16 protein-coding genes are annotated in these 19208 nt (G+C 43.6%); 8 read left to right on the top strand and 8 right to left on the bottom strand.

Annotated elements, in window-relative coordinates:
• Window positions 1-4: 4 nt before the first annotated feature.
• The 4 genes from K7G75_RS04485 to K7G75_RS04470 all read right to left on the bottom strand — a co-directional run bounded on the left by K7G75_RS04485 (window position 5) and on the right by K7G75_RS04470 (window position 4383).
• Complete coding sequence (locus K7G75_RS04485; protein ID WP_222983024.1) at window positions 5-1165, bottom strand: serine hydrolase domain-containing protein; 1161 nt, start codon at window positions 1163-1165, stop codon at window positions 5-7.
• A gap of 104 nt (window positions 1166-1269) precedes the next feature.
• Entirely contained in the window at window positions 1270-3252 is a 1983-nt protein-coding gene (locus tag K7G75_RS04480; protein WP_222983023.1) for a DUF3352 domain-containing protein, read from the bottom strand.
• A 60-nt stretch (window positions 3253-3312) separates the two neighbouring features.
• Window positions 3313-3972, bottom strand: coding sequence for an aspartate kinase (locus K7G75_RS04475; RefSeq protein ID WP_222983022.1), 660 nt, complete (start codon window positions 3970-3972; stop codon window positions 3313-3315).
• A 51-nt stretch (window positions 3973-4023) separates the two neighbouring features.
• Window positions 4024-4383, bottom strand: coding sequence for a YraN family protein (locus tag K7G75_RS04470; protein WP_222983021.1), 360 nt, complete (start codon window positions 4381-4383; stop codon window positions 4024-4026).
• 170 nt (window positions 4384-4553) lie between these two features.
• Here K7G75_RS04470 and K7G75_RS04465 point away from each other — a divergent pair, with 170 nt between their 5' ends.
• The 5 genes from K7G75_RS04465 (at window position 4554) to K7G75_RS04445 (ending at window position 11798) form a co-directional block, all read left to right on the top strand.
• Window positions 4554-6065, top strand: coding sequence for a DUF1800 domain-containing protein (locus K7G75_RS04465; RefSeq protein WP_222983020.1), 1512 nt, complete (start codon window positions 4554-4556; stop codon window positions 6063-6065).
• A gap of 10 nt (window positions 6066-6075) precedes the next feature.
• Window positions 6076-7794, top strand: a complete 1719-nt coding sequence (locus tag K7G75_RS04460) for a DUF1501 domain-containing protein (RefSeq protein ID WP_222983019.1) — start codon at window positions 6076-6078, stop codon at window positions 7792-7794.
• 149 nt (window positions 7795-7943) lie between these two features.
• Window positions 7944-10025 (top strand): methionine--tRNA ligase, encoded by a 2082-nt coding sequence (gene metG / locus K7G75_RS04455; protein ID WP_222983018.1) that lies wholly within the window; start codon window positions 7944-7946, stop codon window positions 10023-10025.
• Window positions 10025-10927 carry a histone deacetylase family protein gene (locus K7G75_RS04450; RefSeq protein ID WP_222983017.1) on the top strand — a complete coding sequence of 301 codons (903 nt, stop codon included), beginning with the start codon at window positions 10025-10027 and terminating at the stop codon, window positions 10925-10927. Before metG ends, K7G75_RS04450 begins: the two co-directional genes overlap by 1 nt.
• 31 nt (window positions 10928-10958) lie before the next feature.
• Window positions 10959-11798 carry a phosphatase PAP2 family protein gene (locus K7G75_RS04445; RefSeq protein WP_222983016.1) on the top strand — a complete coding sequence of 280 codons (840 nt, stop codon included), beginning with the start codon at window positions 10959-10961 and terminating at the stop codon, window positions 11796-11798.
• Between the two features lie 276 nt (window positions 11799-12074).
• On the opposite strand, the gene K7G75_RS04440 is transcribed toward K7G75_RS04445, so the two are convergent.
• The 4 genes from K7G75_RS04440 to K7G75_RS04425 all read right to left on the bottom strand — a co-directional run bounded on the left by K7G75_RS04440 (window position 12075) and on the right by K7G75_RS04425 (window position 14320).
• On the bottom strand, window positions 12075-12494 hold the full coding sequence (locus tag K7G75_RS04440) for a hypothetical protein (protein WP_222983015.1): 420 nt from the start codon (window positions 12492-12494) through the stop codon (window positions 12075-12077).
• A 166-nt stretch (window positions 12495-12660) separates the two neighbouring features.
• Window positions 12661-13056, bottom strand: a complete 396-nt coding sequence (locus tag K7G75_RS04435) for a hypothetical protein (protein WP_222983014.1) — start codon at window positions 13054-13056, stop codon at window positions 12661-12663.
• Window positions 13057-13197: 141 nt separating this feature from the next.
• A complete protein-coding gene (locus tag K7G75_RS04430; protein ID WP_222983013.1) occupies window positions 13198-13530 on the bottom strand; it encodes a single-stranded DNA-binding protein in 333 nt (110 codons plus the stop codon).
• Between the two features lie 265 nt (window positions 13531-13795).
• Window positions 13796-14320 carry a hypothetical protein gene (locus K7G75_RS04425; RefSeq protein ID WP_222983012.1) on the bottom strand — a complete coding sequence of 175 codons (525 nt, stop codon included), beginning with the start codon at window positions 14318-14320 and terminating at the stop codon, window positions 13796-13798.
• Between the two features lie 257 nt (window positions 14321-14577).
• Here K7G75_RS04425 and K7G75_RS04420 point away from each other — a divergent pair, with 257 nt between their 5' ends.
• The 3 genes from K7G75_RS04420 to K7G75_RS04410 all read left to right on the top strand — a co-directional run bounded on the left by K7G75_RS04420 (window position 14578) and on the right by K7G75_RS04410 (window position 18840).
• Window positions 14578-17739: a tetratricopeptide repeat protein gene (locus tag K7G75_RS04420; RefSeq protein WP_222983011.1), complete on the top strand. Its 3162-nt coding sequence runs from the start codon at window positions 14578-14580 to the stop codon at window positions 17737-17739.
• Between the two features lie 325 nt (window positions 17740-18064).
• Entirely contained in the window at window positions 18065-18244 is a 180-nt protein-coding gene (locus tag K7G75_RS04415) for a hypothetical protein (RefSeq protein ID WP_222983010.1), read from the top strand.
• Window positions 18245-18354: 110 nt separating this feature from the next.
• Window positions 18355-18840: a hypothetical protein gene (locus K7G75_RS04410; protein ID WP_222983009.1), complete on the top strand. Its 486-nt coding sequence runs from the start codon at window positions 18355-18357 to the stop codon at window positions 18838-18840.
• Window positions 18841-19208 lie beyond the last annotated feature (368 nt).

Raw genomic sequence — 19208 nt, 5'->3', positions numbered from 1 at the left:
AATCCTATTCAATAGCCTGATATACCTGCTTTACAAACTCTCCAATCTTTGAAGGCTCCAACCAACGGGTCACGATCAGCAGTCCATTTTTTTGGTCCACCACAATAAAGTTACCTCCAAAACCAGATGCGTAGAAAACATGTTCGGGAACACCTTCCCAATGTCTTGGACCCTCTTTTGCATTCAACCACCACAAATATCCATAGTTTACATTGGGCACTGAAGGGGTGGTCGCTTTTTTGATCCAACCTTGGCTTATCAACTGTTGATTTTTCCATCTGCCCCCATTCAAAAACAACATGCCAAAACGGGCCATATCCTCTGTGGAAATGAACAGTCCGGCTCCCGAATGGCCCCCACCCGTCACGGATTTCATTTTCAGACCATCAATAACCGTCCAAGCGTGGTCATAGCCATACCAACGCCACGTAGTGGTTGCTCCAATTTTATCCATCACCTCTTCTTTCAAAACCACGGGCAAAGGTTTGCGCCATACATTGGTCAATGAATATGCCAATACATTCACCCGCACATCGTTGTATTCCATTACAGTGCCCGGTTCATTGAGTTTTCGAAATTTCCAATCGTCCAAGCCGCCTTCCCGGGGAGGTCGGTCTGCCCAATCCTTCAATCCCCATAATTCCCCGGACCAATCTGAGTTTTGTTGCAGCAGATGTTCCCACGTGATCTTGGAGTTGTGCTCCCCATCAAAAGTACCGTCCCAAATGTAGTCGGCCACTTTGTCATTGGTGTTAGCAATCAATCCTTGGTCCTCGGCCAGACCCGCCATGGTGGACAAAAAGCTTTTGGTGACGCTAAAGGTCATATCCACACGCTTGGTATCTCCCCATGAGGCAACGACGTACCCATTTTTCAAGATCATTCCGGCCGGGCCACCACGTTTTTTCGTAGGACCCAGAATCTCATGAAAGGGCTCACGCTGAAATCCTTCCAAAATGGCGCGACGCAAATCACGTGAGCCTGCATATTCATTATTCTTGGCAAAGCCAACTGCTACGTTCAACTTTTGCGCATCCAACTTAAATTGATCGCTTTCAGCTGCCTTCCATATTTCATTTCTCTCAGGAAAATAAAGGTCCTGCGCCTTCATCGGATTTGGCACGAACAAAAAAAGAAGCAGGGAGAATCGTAAAAAATGTTTCATTCGAGGATATTCTTTTTGGAATAAATGAAGTTAAGGATTGTAAATGGATTTCCCGCATCCGCTCGAATGACCATTGAATTGGGATTTGGAACGAATTGAATTGCCTAAAATCGTTTTTTCCAGATCATTTTTCCTTCTGGATCATAATAGCGCCAAGCGCCTACTTGGACATCCTTGCGGAAGCGGCCAGTAATTTTTTCAGAGCCGTCCGGATAATATTCGGTGTACCGGCCATGTTTGAGGCCATCGCTCAGATCTACTTCAAATTTGATCGCCCCATTCGCATACAATTTGCGGAAAGATTCGGCATTGAGGTCCGTAGGATAAATGCGAGCGAGATCAAAAATGGCATCGGTGATTTCTTCAGAAGCAAGGTTTTGGGTAATCGGTCTTGATGTTTGCTCCTTTTCTTCAAACTGAACCTTCTTTTTCACCACTTCCACATCTTGATAACTGAGCACCAATCTGCTTTCGAAAAGGTTATCCTCAGGAGTCAACTGAAGGCCAACTTGGGGAAAGCAGATGATGAAATCCTTGTTCTTGCGTAATTTTTCCCTGGTAGTGGCATCAGCAAGCGCATACATATTGTTATAGAGCACTGGGACATTGCTGTACACGAACACGGTGGATTTTTGTTCAAAGTGTTTGTTGAACTTTTTGAAATCCTCGGATCTGGACAAGGTCTCCTTGTCCATAACACCATCAATGATGCTCTTCAGGGTGTTGGGGTTATCACTAAATACTACGTAATCTTCAATTATGGTGAAATAAGGTTTGTCAAATTCGTCAAATCTGGCACCTAACAACATTTTGAAGAATCCCTTGATTGATAGAAAATTGATCTCGTGCTCCTTATAGTCTACCGCCTTGAACTTGACCGGGGTCTTTTTCTTGATCTGCTTCAATACAAAATCAAGATTGGTTTTGGCATCCTCAATGGCATTGGCCTTGAGAACCATGGCCATATCGTTTTTTCCCTTGGAAATACTGGATTGTATCTGCAACAGTCCAATTTCATCCCCGATCCAGCTTACAAAGTTTTCCTTGACATTGATTTTTAGGAACTTTTCCACCTTTTCAATCGCAGATTGATAGCTTTCAAACTGCTTGGGGTCGTTCTGCTGTACCGTTTCAAAATTCCTGTAGAATTCGGCAAAGCTGTCAAAACCATAACTGATGTAGAGCGCAGTGCGTTTTGGGGCAATACTGGGGATGGTACGCTCCGCGGTTCCCGATTTTTGAAGGGCCTTTAAATAGTGTTCGTTGGCCAGATTAATGTTGGTGAATCCATTGGCGGTAAGGGTGCCGTTGGGATCCAAATCAAAATAAAATCCAGTAAAGAGGAAATTTTCACTGACCCTTTTTACCCAATCCGAAGGTTTGTCCGAAAACCGTTGTACATAATCATCAAAGTAATTGTATTGCACATACATGCGGAAAAGATCCTCATGCTCCACTTTTTGGTTGATCTCAATAAAATTGAGATTTCTCCCCAAAACAGGTTCTTGGTATTGATCTATTGAAGCCTCTACCAACGAATGGGTATAGGACGCCACCAGCTGGTTTTTGACAAAGGCCAAGTACATGGTCTTCTTACTATTTCGATCATGTACTTCAATAATTTCATGGCCGTGGTACTGTCTTTTGCTCTGTGTGTAATTATCGTTGAGCAAGGTGTTCAGGTAACTTTTGAGGAGTTTCAGTTTGGCAATTCGCTTCAGGTCGAGCACATAAAAAATCCCATAATCCTTTGGGGAAATCATGTGTATGCAAATGAACAGGGAACGTCCATCAAAAAACTCAAGTAACCTATGGTTGTTGTTAAAAACCGTGTCCACTTTTTGAATGTTCTCCGTAAGTTCCGCGAAGTAGTCATTCTTTTGCAGATGGTGCCAGGCATCACTTTCACTGATCTTGCCCCAGCTTTTTACCGGCTGTTCGGATTCTATCACAAAAACCGCATCCTTGGGAATCAGGTATATGGATTGTAAATTGGTTTTGGGGGAAAGGACAAAAATATAGACCAAATAGCACAGGTACAGTGCAAATAAGGCCAATAGTCCATACAAGATTCTTTTCAGGGTCATTGTTCAAGAAGCGTCTGCAACAATAACGATCTCATCCCTATTTTAGTTTGCAGTGTTGTGCTACAGTGTTTTTAAGTCTTTGATGGTCTTGAAGGCCACATCCACCTGTTCCTCGTTCACCAAAATGGTAAACTCATTGGTGGTGGAAATCACTTCGTATAGTACAATGCCCTCCCAGGCCAAACGCTGAAAGATGAAGTAATAGATACCTGGAACCGAGACGTTTTCCGCAGGAAGTTTCACGGTTATGGATGATAGGTTTTCAGCCTTTTGTGTACAACGCTCATTGATAAAGTATTTCTCCACAACGTTGTCCAAGCTATTGCTGATCACAATATTGATCTCGTTCACCCCGCGCGAGGACGTATAGAAAACATCTTGGTTGGCATTGACCTCTTCCAACAAGCGCGCCTGATTCTCCAAAATGCTATCGGACGCCAGAAACGTATAGTCGGTCAAATTGGACCGCACCGTAATCTCACCAATGTTTTTTAGCACTTTTACGATTCGGTGCGTGGCACGGAACTCCAGATCATCAGAGAGGCGTTTTAAGGCCATGACAACCGCACCGTCCTTTACCTCCTTGCCCAATTCCTCCGCAATTTCGGGCCTAATCTGCCTTGAAAGGGAAGTAAGATTGATAATACCCTGTGCCAAGGCACTTTGTAAAAATGGCTTCTTTTTAATGTAATGCTCAACTACAGCGGAAATCGTCTTCATTGGTTCAATTTGATAACAAAAATAACATATTGTTATAAAACAAACAAATGGTTAAAAATGATAGAAAGCACGCTCCAAATGTTCAATTTCGTACTTGTTTCCGTTCCTGATGATGGTGATCACATCAAACCGAACATCAACATCCAGGTCCCTTTCCTCAACAAAGTGATTGGCGGCCAGCATCAATAGCTTCACCTTTTTTGCACTGACCATATTGGAAACATCCCCCAGAAAGCCCATGGTTCTCGATTTCACTTCAACGATGGCCAACGTATCCTCCTTTTGGGCAATTATGTCCACCTCGGCATTCAGGTATCGGTAGTTTCTGGCCAAAATTGCATACCCCCCATTGCGAAGGAAGTCGACCGCTTTCTGCTCTCCAAGGCTCCCAAATTCGTTGTGTTTCGCCATCTAAACTGAAAAATATTAAAAAAAATGTGCAGTTCGTCGAAAAAATTGGTAGTTGATGGCAAATCGAACGTTTAGATTGTAATTTGTTGGACCGAATTGAACCACACCCAACGTTAGCTAAACATATAGTTGCCCCAAAACTATGTACCTTTTTAACGCCAGACATTGCTATGGAGTACTTTATCAATTGTAATTCCTCAACGTTGGCGCCGTATACTACTCCGTTGGATGAGTTACGTGCTGCCCACTTGTACCGGAGGCTGGGTTTCAGTGCCTCAGTGCAGACCATAAACGCCGCCGTCGGACAAACCGCAAACACCCTCGTGGATAACCTGGTAGACCAAGCCCTTGCGGCCGCACCCATTCCTCCCCCGGCATGGGCAGATTGGACCGACGCCAATTATCCAGACGACGACGATTTAGCCAGACAACTGCGCAGAGCCCAAACTGAAGAGTTTTCTATCGCCTACGGCAACCAGTTATTGGACAACAACCTTCGTGATCGAATGAGCTTCTTTTGGAGCAACCACTTTGTGACCGAATTGGATGTCTACAATTGTAACCAGTTTTTGTACTACTACATTAATTGCTTGCAGCGCAACGCCCTTGGAAACTTCAAGACCTTTGTGAGCGAAATTGGACTAACAAGTGCCATGCTGTACTATCTGGACGGGGTTAGAAACCGGGGCAACAACCCCAATGAAAACTACGCCCGTGAGCTCTATGAGCTTTTTACCCTGGGTGAAGGAAACGGTTATACCGAAGAGGACATTATAGAAACTTCCAAGGCCCTTTCGGGATATACCGAACGTGGTGAGGAAGGCTGTACACAGGTTACTTTTGATCCTACGGAATTCAATACGGACAACAAGACCATTTTGGGGCAAACCGGTAATTGGGGATATGACGATGTCATTGACATTCTCTTTAACCAAAGACCCAACCAGATAGCATGGTTCATCTGCAAGAAATTATACGAATTTTTTATCCATCCAGATTCCACAGATGATGATGGAGGTATTGCACCCCAAATCATCGATGGGCTGGCGCAGACCTTTATCGCCAATAATTTTGAAATAGCCCCCGTACTGAGACAATTGTTCAAGAGCCAGCACTTTTTTGATGATACCGCCATCGGCGTCATTATAAAAAGCCCATTTGATCTGTACATGGGCATGCTCAAAGAAACTGGTTTTGCCTATGATGACTCTACGGTAATCAATGTAATAGACGCCAGTAGGTTGATAGGACAGGAACTTTTTGATCCTTTTGATGTAGCCGGTTGGCAACGGGATAGGCAGTGGATCAATACCAATTTCATCATTGGTCGCTGGTTGACGGCCGAAGTGTTCTTGGAGCGCTTTTTCCAAGCAAACCCAGAACAGTTCAGAACGCTGGCCATGGATGCAGTCGGTCCTGCCGACAGCAGCACCAGCAATCCAGAGATTGTGGTAAGGGCCTTGGTAAACAAGTTTACCCCAAAAGGTCTCCTGACAGATGCAGATTTTCAAAGGGCCCTAGATGCCTTTAAAATTGACGACGTACCAAACGAGTATTACTCTCCGGACCATGTCCCCGGTGGATTGAGCCTTTGGGTACTTTCCGTAAGTATGGAAGTCCCCACCCAGGTCTACATTCTATTACGTCACCTTTCTAGAGAGCCCGAATTTCAACTAAAATAACCCTACCATCATGTGCGATACTCATAACAATCACGATACATCACCATATAAGGGCCTCGAGCACGAGGGCCACGATTTGGAACACAAAAACTGGAGTCGACGGTCATTTATCCAAGCCTTGGGAATAGCCGGTTCGGGATCCATGTTCCTCGGGAGCAGCTTGGTCTCAGCTTCAGCACCATCGCCCCTTACTGCGGCCATTGCACAAGCCGAAACAGACAATATTCTCATATTGATCAGACTTTCGGGAGGCAATGACGGATTGAGCACGGTAATTCCTATCCAACAATATGATTCTTATGCCAATGCCAGGCCCAATATCTATATTCCTGAAAGTAAAATCCTAAAACTTACCGATGATTTTGGTATCCCCACCTACATGGGCTCCCTGGAACCCCTTTGGGGAGAGGGGCAGTTCAAAGCCGTTCACGGCGTGGGCTATGAAAACCAAAGTCTGTCCCATTTTACGGGATCCGATATTTTTGCCAATACCGATTTGACCACTACCGGATTTTCAGGTCTGGATACCGGTTGGATGGGTAGGCATTTTGAAAATCTGTACCCCGACTATTTGATCAATCCGCCAGAAGCCCCTGCGGCCATTCAAATTGGAAACCTTGCCAATTTGGTCTTCCAGGGTGAAGAGACGAACTACGCCTTTGTGACCAACAACGTTGATCAACTAGAGCAAATAGCACAAACGGGTACTTTTTATGACATCGAAAATGCTCCTTTTGACAGCTGTATGTACGGTGATCAGCTTCGCTTTCTGCGCGGTGTTGCCAATACAACTTACGAGTACGCCGGCAAAATCCATGAAGCTTACGAGCGTGGGGATGCCCTAAGATGCGTGGAGTACCAAGACAACAACTTTGCTCGACAATTGTCCCTATTGGCCAAGTTGATCAAAGGTGGTTTGGGAACCAAGGTCTACATGATTTCCATGGGAGGATTTGACACCCATGGCAACCAGCCTCTTGCCCACGAACGTTTGATGTCCAATCTTTCCATTGCCATCAACAATTTTTATGAGGATTTGGCCTGTACCGAACAAGATGATAAAGTATTGAGCATGACTTTCTCCGAGTTTGGCCGAAGGATTTTCGAAAACGGTTCCAATGGTACCGACCACGGAAAAGCCGCTCCCACCCTTTTCTTTGGATCCGGGCTTAGCGGAAGTGCCTTTGTGGGCGACCATCCTTCCTTAGATAGCCCAAACAGTAGGGGGAATCTGGAATATACGATGGATTTTAGAGATCTATACGGCACCGTATTGGCCGAATGGCTTTGCGTACCAAGGACAGCTGTGGAGCAACACCTATTGGGATATCAATATAGGGCCATTGATCTTGGTTTCAACTGTAGTGGGGAGACCTTTGACGATATTGCTATGGACAGTGACCCACCGACTTTGCCGGATACACCACCAAGCGATGACGGCATGGACCCAAATCCAGATATCCTGGACACCATCGTGCATACACCATACTACCCAAATCAACGGGCACCGCACATCCATTTGGAAATGCCCTTTGCCGCCCATGTTGATATTGAATTGTTCAATATTCTGGGACAAAAGGTGGGAACGGTCTTTAACGAGATGATGTTCGAGGGATCGACCGAGATCAATATCCGGGAGCGCATGCGGGATAGCCTTTCCACCGGAAAGTACATTTACAGAATTTCGGTTGGTGACCAAAGAATGAGCAAATCTGTGATGATCATGTAATCACTAAAAATACGCATTCCGGATTCCTCCGGTCATACCTCCCCACACCCCAATTTGGGAGGCATGATCAGGAGGTTTCCTTTTTTGGGCCCACATGGGGATGGCTTTTGCCAAAATCAGTATTTTTGGGGCTTAATCAACTCCAGTACATGCCCAAAAATATAGCTCCAGCAAGATATACCGTAACCGCAGCCCTACCATACACCAATGGCCCCATCCACATTGGCCACCTGGCAGGGGTTTATGTCCCGGCCGACATTTATTCCCGCTATCTCCGCTTAAAAGGAAACGATGTGGCCTTTATCTGTGGTAGCGACGAGCATGGGGTGGCCATTCCCATGAAGGCCAAAAAGGAAGGTGTGAGTCCCAAGGAGATTATCGATAAATACCACAACATCATTAAAAAATCCTTTGCGGATTTTGGCATCTCATTTGACAACTACTCAAGGACCTCAGCGGACGTACACCATAGTACCGCATCCGATTTCTTTAAAAAACTGAACCAGCAAGACGATTTCATTGAGGAGGAAACAGAACAATTGTATGATGAGGAAGCCCAACAGTTTTTGGCAGACCGTTTTGTGATTGGTACTTGTCCCAAATGTGGACATGGGGAAGCCTACGGAGACCAATGTGAAAATTGCGGGTCTTCGTTGAACGCTACGGACCTCATTAATCCAAAATCCACGATTAGTGGAGGGGTGCCCACGCTAAAAAAGACCAAACATTGGTTTTTGCCCTTAGATCGCTATGAGGATTTTTTAAAGGAGTGGATCCTCGAAGGCCATAAAAATGATTGGAAGCCGAATGTGTATGGCCAATGTAAATCCTGGATCGATGATGGCCTAAAACCCCGGGCGGTTACCCGAGATCTGGATTGGGGAATACCGGTTCCAGTGGAAGGTGGTGAAGGAAAAGTACTCTACGTTTGGTTTGATGCGCCTATCGGTTATATTTCATCCACCAAGGAATGGGCAGCTCGCGAAGGTAAGGACTGGGAGCCCTATTGGAAGGATGAAAACACGCAGTTGGTACACTTCATCGGCAAGGACAACATAGTTTTCCATTGCATCATTTTCCCGTGCATGCTCAAGGCCCATGGCGATTTTGTACTGCCCGAGAACGTTCCCGCCAATGAGTTTCTAAATCTGGAAGGGAACAAGCTATCCACCTCGAAGAACTGGGCGGTTTGGCTGCATGAATATCTGGAAGAGTTTCCCGATATGCAGGATGTGCTCCGTTATGCATTAACGGCCAATGCCCCAGAAACCAAGGACAATGATTTTACTTGGAAGGACTTTCAGGCACGCAATAACAATGAGTTGGTGGCCATATTTGGCAATTTCATCAATCGCGTTGTGGTTTTGACCCATAAGTATTATAATGGTGTCGTTCCTGCTCCCAGCGAGTTTACCGAAATTGACAAGGAAACCCTAAGTGCTCTACAAGGTTTTCCAAAAACCCTTTCCTGTTCACTGGAACGATACCGCTTCCGGGAGGGTAGTCAGGAGTTGATGAACTTGGCCCGATTGGGCAACAAATATCTGGCGGATGAAGAGCCTTGGAAATTGATCAAGACCGACGAAGAACGGGTGAAGACCGTCATGTATGTAGCGCTGCAGATCGCTACAGGCTTGGCCGTTCTCAGCGAACCCTTTTTGCCATTTACGTCGGTAAAGCTTAAAAACATGCTTAATGTCAGGTCCACCGGAATGGAGAAAGCTATCGGTTGGGATGATATTTCCTCAAAAGACACCCTTCTCCCTCCAGGACACCAAATCAACCCCAGCGAACTGCTCTTCAGAAAAATAGAGGACAGCGAAATCCAACAGCAACTGGACAAATTGGAAGCCACAAAGAAAACAAACTCACTAATGGGCAAAGAGGTAACGCCACAGAAAGAAACTATAACATTCGACGATTTTACCAAACTCGATATGCGTGTTGGCACCATTGTGGAAGCCGAAAAAATGCCCAAAACAAACAAACTCTTGGTCTTAAAGGTCGATACGGGTCTCGATATCCGCACCATTGTTTCGGGAATAGCGGAAAGTTTTGACCCCAAGGAAATTGTGGGTAAAAAAGTAACCGTTTTGGTGAACCTGTCACCCAGAAAACTTCGCGGCGTGGAAAGTGAGGGGATGATCTTAATGACCGAAAATGCGGAAGGCAAGTTGGTTTTTGTAAACCCGGATGAGGAAGGGGTTGGGAATGGGGAGACCATCAACTGATGCTCAAAATAGCCTATCACCCCATTTACAAACACCCATTGCCACAAGGGCATCGGTTTCCCATGATCAAATATGAGCTGTTGCCACAGCAACTGCTCCACGAGGGCACCTGCACGGAAGCAGATTTTTTTGAGCCCACTTTGCCGGACGAACGGCATATTTTGGCAGTACATAGTGCGGGCTATTATCAAAATCTGACTGCCCTTAAACTTACTCCCAGTGAAATTCGAAAAATTGGGTTCCCCTTGAGTGAGGCCTTGATACAGCGAGAACTTATAATTGCGGATGGAACCATCAAGGGATGCGATCTTGCCATGGAAAATGGCATTGCCCTGAATATTGCCGGAGGAACCCACCACGCCTATTCCGATAAGGGTGAGGCTTTTTGCCTGTTGAACGACCAAGCCATTGGCGCTCGTTATCTTCAGGACAAGGGTTTGGCCAAAAACATCTTGATCATTGATTTGGACGTGCACCAAGGTAACGGTACTGCAGAAATTTTCCGAACCGATCCATCCGTTTTTACATTCTCGATGCATGGCAAGGGCAACTATCCTTTCAAAAAAGAAACTTCAGACCTAGATATTCCTTTGGAAAAAGGAACCATGGACCACGAATATCTTTCCGCCTTAAAAAGAACCCTCCCAGCACTTCTTGAAAGGGTGCGGCCCGATTTTATCTTTTATCTCTGCGGTGTGGATGTATTGGCCTCCGACAAATTGGGCACATTGGGCATGACGTTGGAGGGCTGCAAGGAACGTGACCGCTTTGTGCTCCAAACCTGCCATGATGCCAAAATTCCCATGCAGTGCAGTATGGGTGGAGGCTATTCCCCGGATATCAAGACAATTGTGGAGGCCCACGCCAACACCTTCCGGTTGGCACAGGATATTTATGCTTAATTTTATGCAATAATCAACCCGTTCGACCTTTATGAAAACAATGAGATTCCTCCCCTTATTGCTAATACTGCTGCTTCTGGCCCCATCAACATCCAAGGCCCAAAAAAAAGAGCCCCTTTGGAATCACTTTACCTATGATATGGGCAATGTTTTTGGTGGTGTTGGGCATGCCTATTCACGTCCTTTTCATTGGAAAGGGAAGGATTGGGCGAATTTCGGATACTTGGCCGGAGGCACCTTGCTGCTCTTCACCGTGGACGACGAACTCAACAACTGGACCAATGGCTTCAATCAAGATGTCCCCGATTTTATTCTTGACTATGGCAATGAGTATGGTAGTCCTGAAAACAATTACATGGTAACCGGGGGTGTTTATCTATTTGGTCTGTTTACCAAGAACGAAAAACTACGGCGCACTGGGGTCTTGCTCATCTCTTCGGCCACCGCCGGAGGTCTGCTGCAACAGGTGAGCAAGAGGATCATAGGCAGGGCCCGACCCAAAAGTGGTGAGAATTCAGACGTTTATGACCCCTTTAATGTAAATCGCGTTTTTAATTTCGATTCCTTTCCTTCGGGACATGCCATTTTATCCTTCAGTAATGCCTATGCCATAGCCAAACAGTTTAAAAGTCCCTGGGTGAAGGCAGGGCTGTACACCGTGGGATTCATCCCAGGGTTTGTAAGGATCATGGACGACTTCCATTGGGTTTCGGATGTGGCCTTCAGTACGGTGCTGAGTATTTTTATTGTGGAATCGATAGATCGATATCTGGATAGAAAATATGATGAAAAATACAATGCCGACGCCAAAAAAGTAAGCTGGAACCTGACCTTTGGTCCGAGCACTTTGGGTATGGCAATCCGATTTTAGGACTGCTCCACTTCATTTTGTTGATAATTTTTTATTTAGATTGAATTAAAATAGTTAATTTTGACCCATTGGAACCAACCATGGGAAAAAAGGACAAAAATTCCAAAAAAAAGCAGAAAAAGGCCTTGCTAAAAAACTTGCCTTTGGACAATTGCAAGACCAAATGCTGCAAAAAATATAAAAAGGGCGAAAACAAGCGCTGTAAGCGTTGTCCCTGCTTCGACCTTCTAAAAAAAGTAGCCTAAATCCACCATTGCGTGGATTTTTTGTTTCATCTCACTGTTTCCTTCTTGCCAAAAGGTTTTGCGAGACCCTGTTCTTGCTTTCTTCCAATACATCGCCAAAATCGGATGAGGAAAGATAATCCTGTGCCCGCGCATAATATTCCGGCCCGTGTCCGCAGTAGGCATTGCAGTTTTGAAGATGCTGGTAGTAGGCGGATTTTTTCTGTCGCATGTACACCAAATAAGCCGAGAAATTTGCCTTGCCCAACTTCCTTTCATAGTTGCGTTGGTCCACCCAGTAGTCCTGGGCATCATGGTCGGTCAATACATGGAGCGATGCTTCATAATCCGCATCCCTAAGGGCTAGTTGTTCATAAAAGCGCAGTCCCTGAAATGCAGCTCCCCCCTGTTGGGCAACTACCCAAGGGCAAACCCATACAAAAAGAAGCAAAAAAAGGAGCCTAGCTTTCATGACCTTATTTTATACCATAAGACGGGAATCTGTGTTGATTGTTTCCCAATCTTTCCTTAAGTTATCACGAATCGAGTGTTAAAAAAAAGAAAGGGGACGAATTGGTTCCCTTTTACGATAATCTGCTAGGTGGAAACTGTGCTGATAATGGCAAAAAAATGAATCCTCAATACGGTATGCCTGTGTATAGATAGTGCGTTGTGTACTGGGAGGAATCAAAATCCAAATATGAAGTATAATGCTTAATAAACTTAAAATATAAATCTCTGTGGTTGCAGAGGCTACTGCAATGTTTTGCGTGAAGGCTATGGGCATGGGATTTGACCGTCATATAGGAATGATAGTCATTTTGGTTTAGACGCCTTAAATCGTTTTCATACTTCTTCTGATCTTTCCAGTAATCCCTTTCATCCTCATCATTGAGCATGACCATCGTTTGCTCATATCGGGCATCTCTCAAAGCCAAATCCTCGTAGTTGATATATTCCCCATTTGTTTTTTGGGCCAACATCCCTGTGCAGAAGCCAAAGGCAATTACACCAAATAGTATTGATTTTCCCATCTTTTAAAGCTTGAGTTAATCCTTTGTTCATTGTTTTTACTATCTGGCGTATATCCATAGAACAACTGAAACTGATTTAACCCTAACTAAAAACAAAAAAGAGGCGTATTGCCTCTTTTTTTCGTTCTCTTAAATGAGTGCTTATTTACCAAGCATCAAAAGCTCATTGCAACGTATTTCGGTAATGTAGCGTTTTTCACCCTCTTTGGTCTCGTAGCTGCGGGAGGTCAGTTTTCCCTCAATGGCCACTTCCTTACCCTTGGCCAAATAGGATTCTGCAATTTCGGCCGTTTTGCCCCAGGCCACAATATTGTGCCATTGTGTATCCGTTACTTTTTCTCCTTGTGCATTCTTGTAGGTTTCATTAGTGGCGACAGAGAATTTGGCCAATTTGGTACCATTTTCCATAACGATTACTTCTGGGTCATTTCCTAGGTTTCCAATCAACTGTACTTTGTTTTTTAGTGAATTCATGATTTTTAATTTTTGCGTTAAACAGTTAATACTATCGAGTTCTTATCATTCGACAGGGCAAACTTAGAACGCTCAATAATCATCATTCGGTTTGAAATCATTTGTTTTCGTTTGTAAACGGATGTAAATGATTGGAATTAAATATAGGTGCCGTTTATGTCATGAATTTTGATGTCGATATGCAATCAAACTAAAATATCCCGTTCTCAGAATTCCCAATTGATCCTAAAAAATTGGCGCTTGCCAAGTGTGTCCCTAACAGATGCTAACTTCTAACCATTACCAGATCTATTGTGGCAAGCACCTCAGTGCCGCTTCCAGTAAAGTCAAAAGTGGTGATTCCACTCAAGAACAAGGTTTCATCATTATTGACATCAACATTGAACAGTTCATAGTCATCCATAGCATCTCCGTCGAAAAGTACTATCAGCCGATTCCCATATTCGTCTCCATTAAAGCCCATTTTGCCCGAAAAAGATTCAGAACCTTGGCCTGGCACAGCAATGGTTATGGTAAACCGCCCATTGTTCTGCACTTGCAGCAAGGTGGTGCCGCCCACCTCTATGACATCCAATCTTTGAGAACCATCGGTGCTTTCGAATACTGAAGTGGTCGCTTCCCAACTACCCGTAAAATCAGATACGGAAATATTGGGGCCATCCAATGATATCATGAATTCTTCTTTATCGCCGCTACAGGACATAAAAATGCACAGGGCCATCAAAATAAACCCGACACGAAACAGCCCATTTCTTTTTTTCACTGAGGGGTACATACTTTTGCTTTCCATTTTTTTCAATTTTAATTACTACTCTATCTCAGACCTTGTTTTGCAACCATTGCATTTCATATTACAAGGCATAACCCAAAATTAATCTTGCCATACATTGTTGTTTGCAGCTTATGTTGCGTTCTTTAATACTTACGTTGCAACGGGCTCGGAACACCTGTCAACCTTGAAATTCGGGTCTTTATGCCCTTTCCCTACAAATTCACAGATTTTCCCATTAACTTAGTAGGACCGCAGGTAATCCATTAAAAAGAAAGATGAAAAAGCTATTCCTTTTAGGCATCATGGGAATGAATTGCTGGTTTACCTATGCCCAATTAAGAACAACCATTGACAGCTTAGGGCAAAAACTGGAAGATAGCCCTAAAGATACCTCACAGGTAAGGGTTCTTCTTGATATGGCCAACGCTTATAGGGGAATAAATTTGGACACCTCCTATCTTTTTGCCAAGAAGGCTTACAATTTGGCTTCCTCATTGAATGATGATTTTGGCAGGGCTTCCGCAGATAAGATTAAAGGCACTTATTTCCTGTACACTGGCCAAATGGACAGTAGCATTTTCTATTATCAAAAAGGCCAGAAACGATTTAAATCATTGGGAGACCTTGATGGAGTGCATGATATCAATTACAATTTAGGTCTTTTACATGCATCGATTTCGGAGTATGATAAAGCCATATCCTATTATAGGGAAGATTTTGAATATAGGAACCAGATTGGGGACACCTTGGGAATAGCCGATGGTTACTTGAACATGGGTGCGGTGTATTTATATCAAGGAAAGAATCAAGAAGCCTATAAAAATCTTACAGCCTCAGTCCCGTATTTTACACAAGCTGGCGATTACCTATCAGTGGCCAAGGTGAATTTCAATTTGGGAACGATACAATGGAACTTCAGCAACTACGACTTGGCCCTGAACGACTTTTTTTCTTCGTTGGAAGTTTTTGAGAAAGAGGAAGACCATTATTTGTTGGCCAGCTGCACAGAAAATATCGCGGGAGTTTATGAGAACATGGGCAATTATCGAAATGCCCTAAAATACTACCGGCGTTCACTTCACTATAGCCAAACGGTGGGTGACTCGCGCCTGACGACATCAAACTATCATAGTTTAGGGGCAGTTATGGACAAAAGTGCAAAAAAAGATTCAGCCCTTTACTATTTTGAAAAAAGTCTTCAATTGGCCGAGAAAGGCAATTTCAAGGATCTCCAGAGCCTTAATTACCATAGCTTAGGAACATTATATGCTAAAGAAGATATGGCCAAGGGAGTGACATTTCTAAACAAAAGTATCTCTTTGAAGGAATCCATCGATTTGGATGATTTTAATGTGGCCACCTCACTCTACGAGTTGGGTAAAATACACACTGAACAACGGCAATTTTCCAAGGCGCAAAAAGCCTTGGAGGAAGGTCTGGAGATTTCAAGGCAAACTGATTCAAAAGATATGCGGAGCAAGCTCTCTTTTGCACTGTACCAGTTATATAAAAAGATGGGGCAACAAGGTCGAGCACTCGGGTACCTCGAGCAATATGATTTGTTGAGGGATTCCATTTTCAGTGAGGAGACCACTAAAAATATCGTGGCTCGTGAAATTCAATATGAGACTGCAAAAAAAGATCAGCAGATTCAATTGCTTGAAAAGGAAAGGGAGGTACAAGATGCGGAAGTGGTCGCCCAACAGGCGCTTATAGAAAAGCGTTCGACCCAAAGAAATCTACTTTTGGCAGGGATAGGTTCAATTGTGTTGGTTTCTTTCTTGCTATTTAGAAACTATCGCACCAAATTGAAGTCGAGGGAGCTAATCAATAAAAAACAACAAGAATTCGTCAATCTGAGATCCCGATTTTTTGCCAATATTTCCCATGAATTTAGAACACCCCTTACGTTGATCCTTGGACCATTGCGGGATTTTTTGGCCCGGGAACCCAAAAAAGAAGAACGGGTGCAGAGCTATAGGTTGATGCAACGGAGTAGTGAAAAACTCTTGGATTTGGTCAACCAGCTTTTGGATCTGGCCAAATTGGAATCTGGCAATAGGCCCTTGCAAGTAAGACAAGGGGATTTGAGCATATTTTTAAAAACCCATACCGCAGCTTTCAGTTCCTTAGCCCACTTCCAAAACATTGACTACAATATGACCATATCTCCTGAGCTTAGTTTGGGTTGGTTTGATGAAGATGCTCTTGAAAAAATGGTCAACAATTTGCTTTCAAATGCTTTCAAGTTTACCGAGAATGGGGGGAAGATCGATTTTTCAGCGACCTTAGCCAACGCAAATGACATGGATTTAGATGACAGTGTGCGAAGATTAAAGATAAAGGTAAGTGACAGTGGCAGGGGAATACCGGATGACGAGCTGGAGAAAGTCTTTGACCGTTTCCACCAGGGCGATGGGGCGGGTGCCCATAAAACCTCAGGAACGGGAATCGGTTTGGCCCTGACCAAAGAATTGATTGCCTTGCATGGCGGAACCATCTCGGTCGAGAGTGAACTAGGCAAGGGAAGTACCTTCACAATAATGCTACCTATAGACAAGGAGTGTTTTGATGAAACAGCGATTGTAGACGGTGATAAGGAAGTGTCCAAGATTGGTACAGTATCCAAAAAATCAGTTCCAAAACCTATTGTAGGCGAAAAAACGGATGGGAAAACAGTTGGAAAAGACCAGCCCATACTTCTGATTGTTGAGGATAATGATGAGGTAAGGACCTACGTTAAAAAACAACTCAATGACACGTATCAGGTACACGAGGCTTCCGATGGCATTGAAGGGTTAGGCCTGGCGCAGAAAATCGTACCCGACCTTATCATCAGTGATGTTATGATGCCTGGAATGGGTGGTATGGCCTTGTGCGAACGGCTCAAAAAAGATGAAAAGACCAGCCACATCCCAGTGATATTATTGACCGCATTGGCCTCTCAAGCTTCCAAAGTAGAAGGAATCGAGACTGGCGCCGATGATTACATTGTAAAACCCTTTGATAAGAAAGAGTTGATGGTACGGGTCAAAAACCTGATTCAGCAGCGGCAACTTTTACGGGAAAAGTACCGTAGGCAAATTACGCTCGAGCCCAAAACCGTGGCCGTTACTTCCGCTGACGAACGCTTCCTAACCAAAGCCATACAACTGTTGGAAAAACATTTGGACGATTCTGAATTTGGGGTCGAAATATTTTCAAAGAACCTCGGCATGAGCCGAACACAACTCTTTCGGAAAATGAGGGCACTGACCAACCAGTCACCCCAAGACTTTATTCGGGATTTTCGATTGCAAAGAGCCGCCCAACTGCTAAAAAGTAAGGCGGGTAACATTTCAGAAGTGGCCTATCAAGTGGGGTTCAACAATCTCTCTTATTTTACCAAACGGTTTAAGGAGCTCTTTGGAAAAACACCTTCTGAATATGCTTCATAATCAAATCTGAAGTATTGGATCTATGCTTTTGGAACAACAATACTTTTTCAGCTATTCTAAGTGATATGGCTATGATAAATGTCCCTACTATCTTAATTTTATAAAAAGCCGTTGACTGACGGGCTTTACTCAACCTATAAAGCCCGGAAATCATACTTTTCCATGATGATATGTCTAATATTTTCAAAATCCATCAGGATCCATTTTCCGTAACAAGTACTTCAAGGTCATTTCCTAGGTTTACAATCAACTGTACTCTGTTTTTCCAGTGAATTCATGATTTATTTACTGGTACTGATGGGGTTTTGTCCCATATTGTATATAGGTGCTAAAATACCATGTTTTGGTCAAGGATGGTGTTCCCTTAGGTACGTTTGGCAATCTAAAAAAGATCACCGATTACATGGACGGGAAAGATTTTCCTAGCTACTGGACATTGGTTCTAAAATCTGAAAATCCTATGGAGTACGGTATCTACAGTATTTACAAGGTGAAGAACTATTAACTATAGGATCGTTAACAAATTGTGGATAACTAACAGATGCAAAATCTTATATGTAGTAATTTTCTGATCAATTTTGATGTATACAAGATCAAGATATGTCGTTTGTTGATTTGGAAAGATTGAAAAGTGAACGCAAGAGGCTGGTTAGGAAGCTGGAACTTGTGGATTCCCTTATAGCTGAATATTCCAATATTGATCCTGAGCTTGATTTTAAACATTATATGGTTTTTGACTCAAAGATTAAAGAACCGGATTTTGACTCGCCTTTTGAGATAGATGGTTTTCCAAAAGATAAAACTTGGTTGAAGCAGCTATTATACTTATTAGATAAGCATGAAAGATTTTTGGGAAATACTGAAATGGCGGAACTGTTATTGCCGTATTATCCCGATAAAAATGTTGATCATCTCAAAAGACGGGTATCTGTGGTCATTTCAGATGCCTTTAAGAACAAAAAGGTTCGGGGATTGATTAAATTAAAGGTTTCCAATTCATCCCAAGGTTTTGTTTGGGGATATTCTAAATGGTTGGGTTCTAAAAACGAGATAAGGCAGGAGCATATGCCTTTTAGATATAAAATAAGCCCCACAATGTGAGGCTCAAAATACGTTTTGTGAAGGGATAGGCCCAGTTTTAAACTGTACATTGCCCTTGACAGGCCAGACGAGAAAATCAAAGTGTGCCATCTCTCATCAGGATAGGGCTTTGAAAAATTACCGTCGGAAAAGGGAGATTGGTTCGTGGCCGCTCCCTTTTTTCATTCTCCAAATCTATGTAATATACCGGTCGGATCCAAATTTTTGGACATATTTTCGCTTATCTACCATGTCAAGGATTGATTTATTTACTGGTACTGGCGTTACTTTTTCTTAGACTTGTTTTTATATATGAGAGCGGCGACTATTATCAATATGGTTATTGTTGTGCTGACAATTATTGCTTTTAATTCACTTTGAGCATTCAT

This window comes from Flagellimonas meishanensis (genome assembly GCF_019880545.1).
Taxonomy (GTDB): domain Bacteria; phylum Bacteroidota; class Bacteroidia; order Flavobacteriales; family Flavobacteriaceae; genus Flagellimonas; species Flagellimonas meishanensis.
This window is presented reverse-complemented; position numbering and strand designations above follow the sequence as displayed.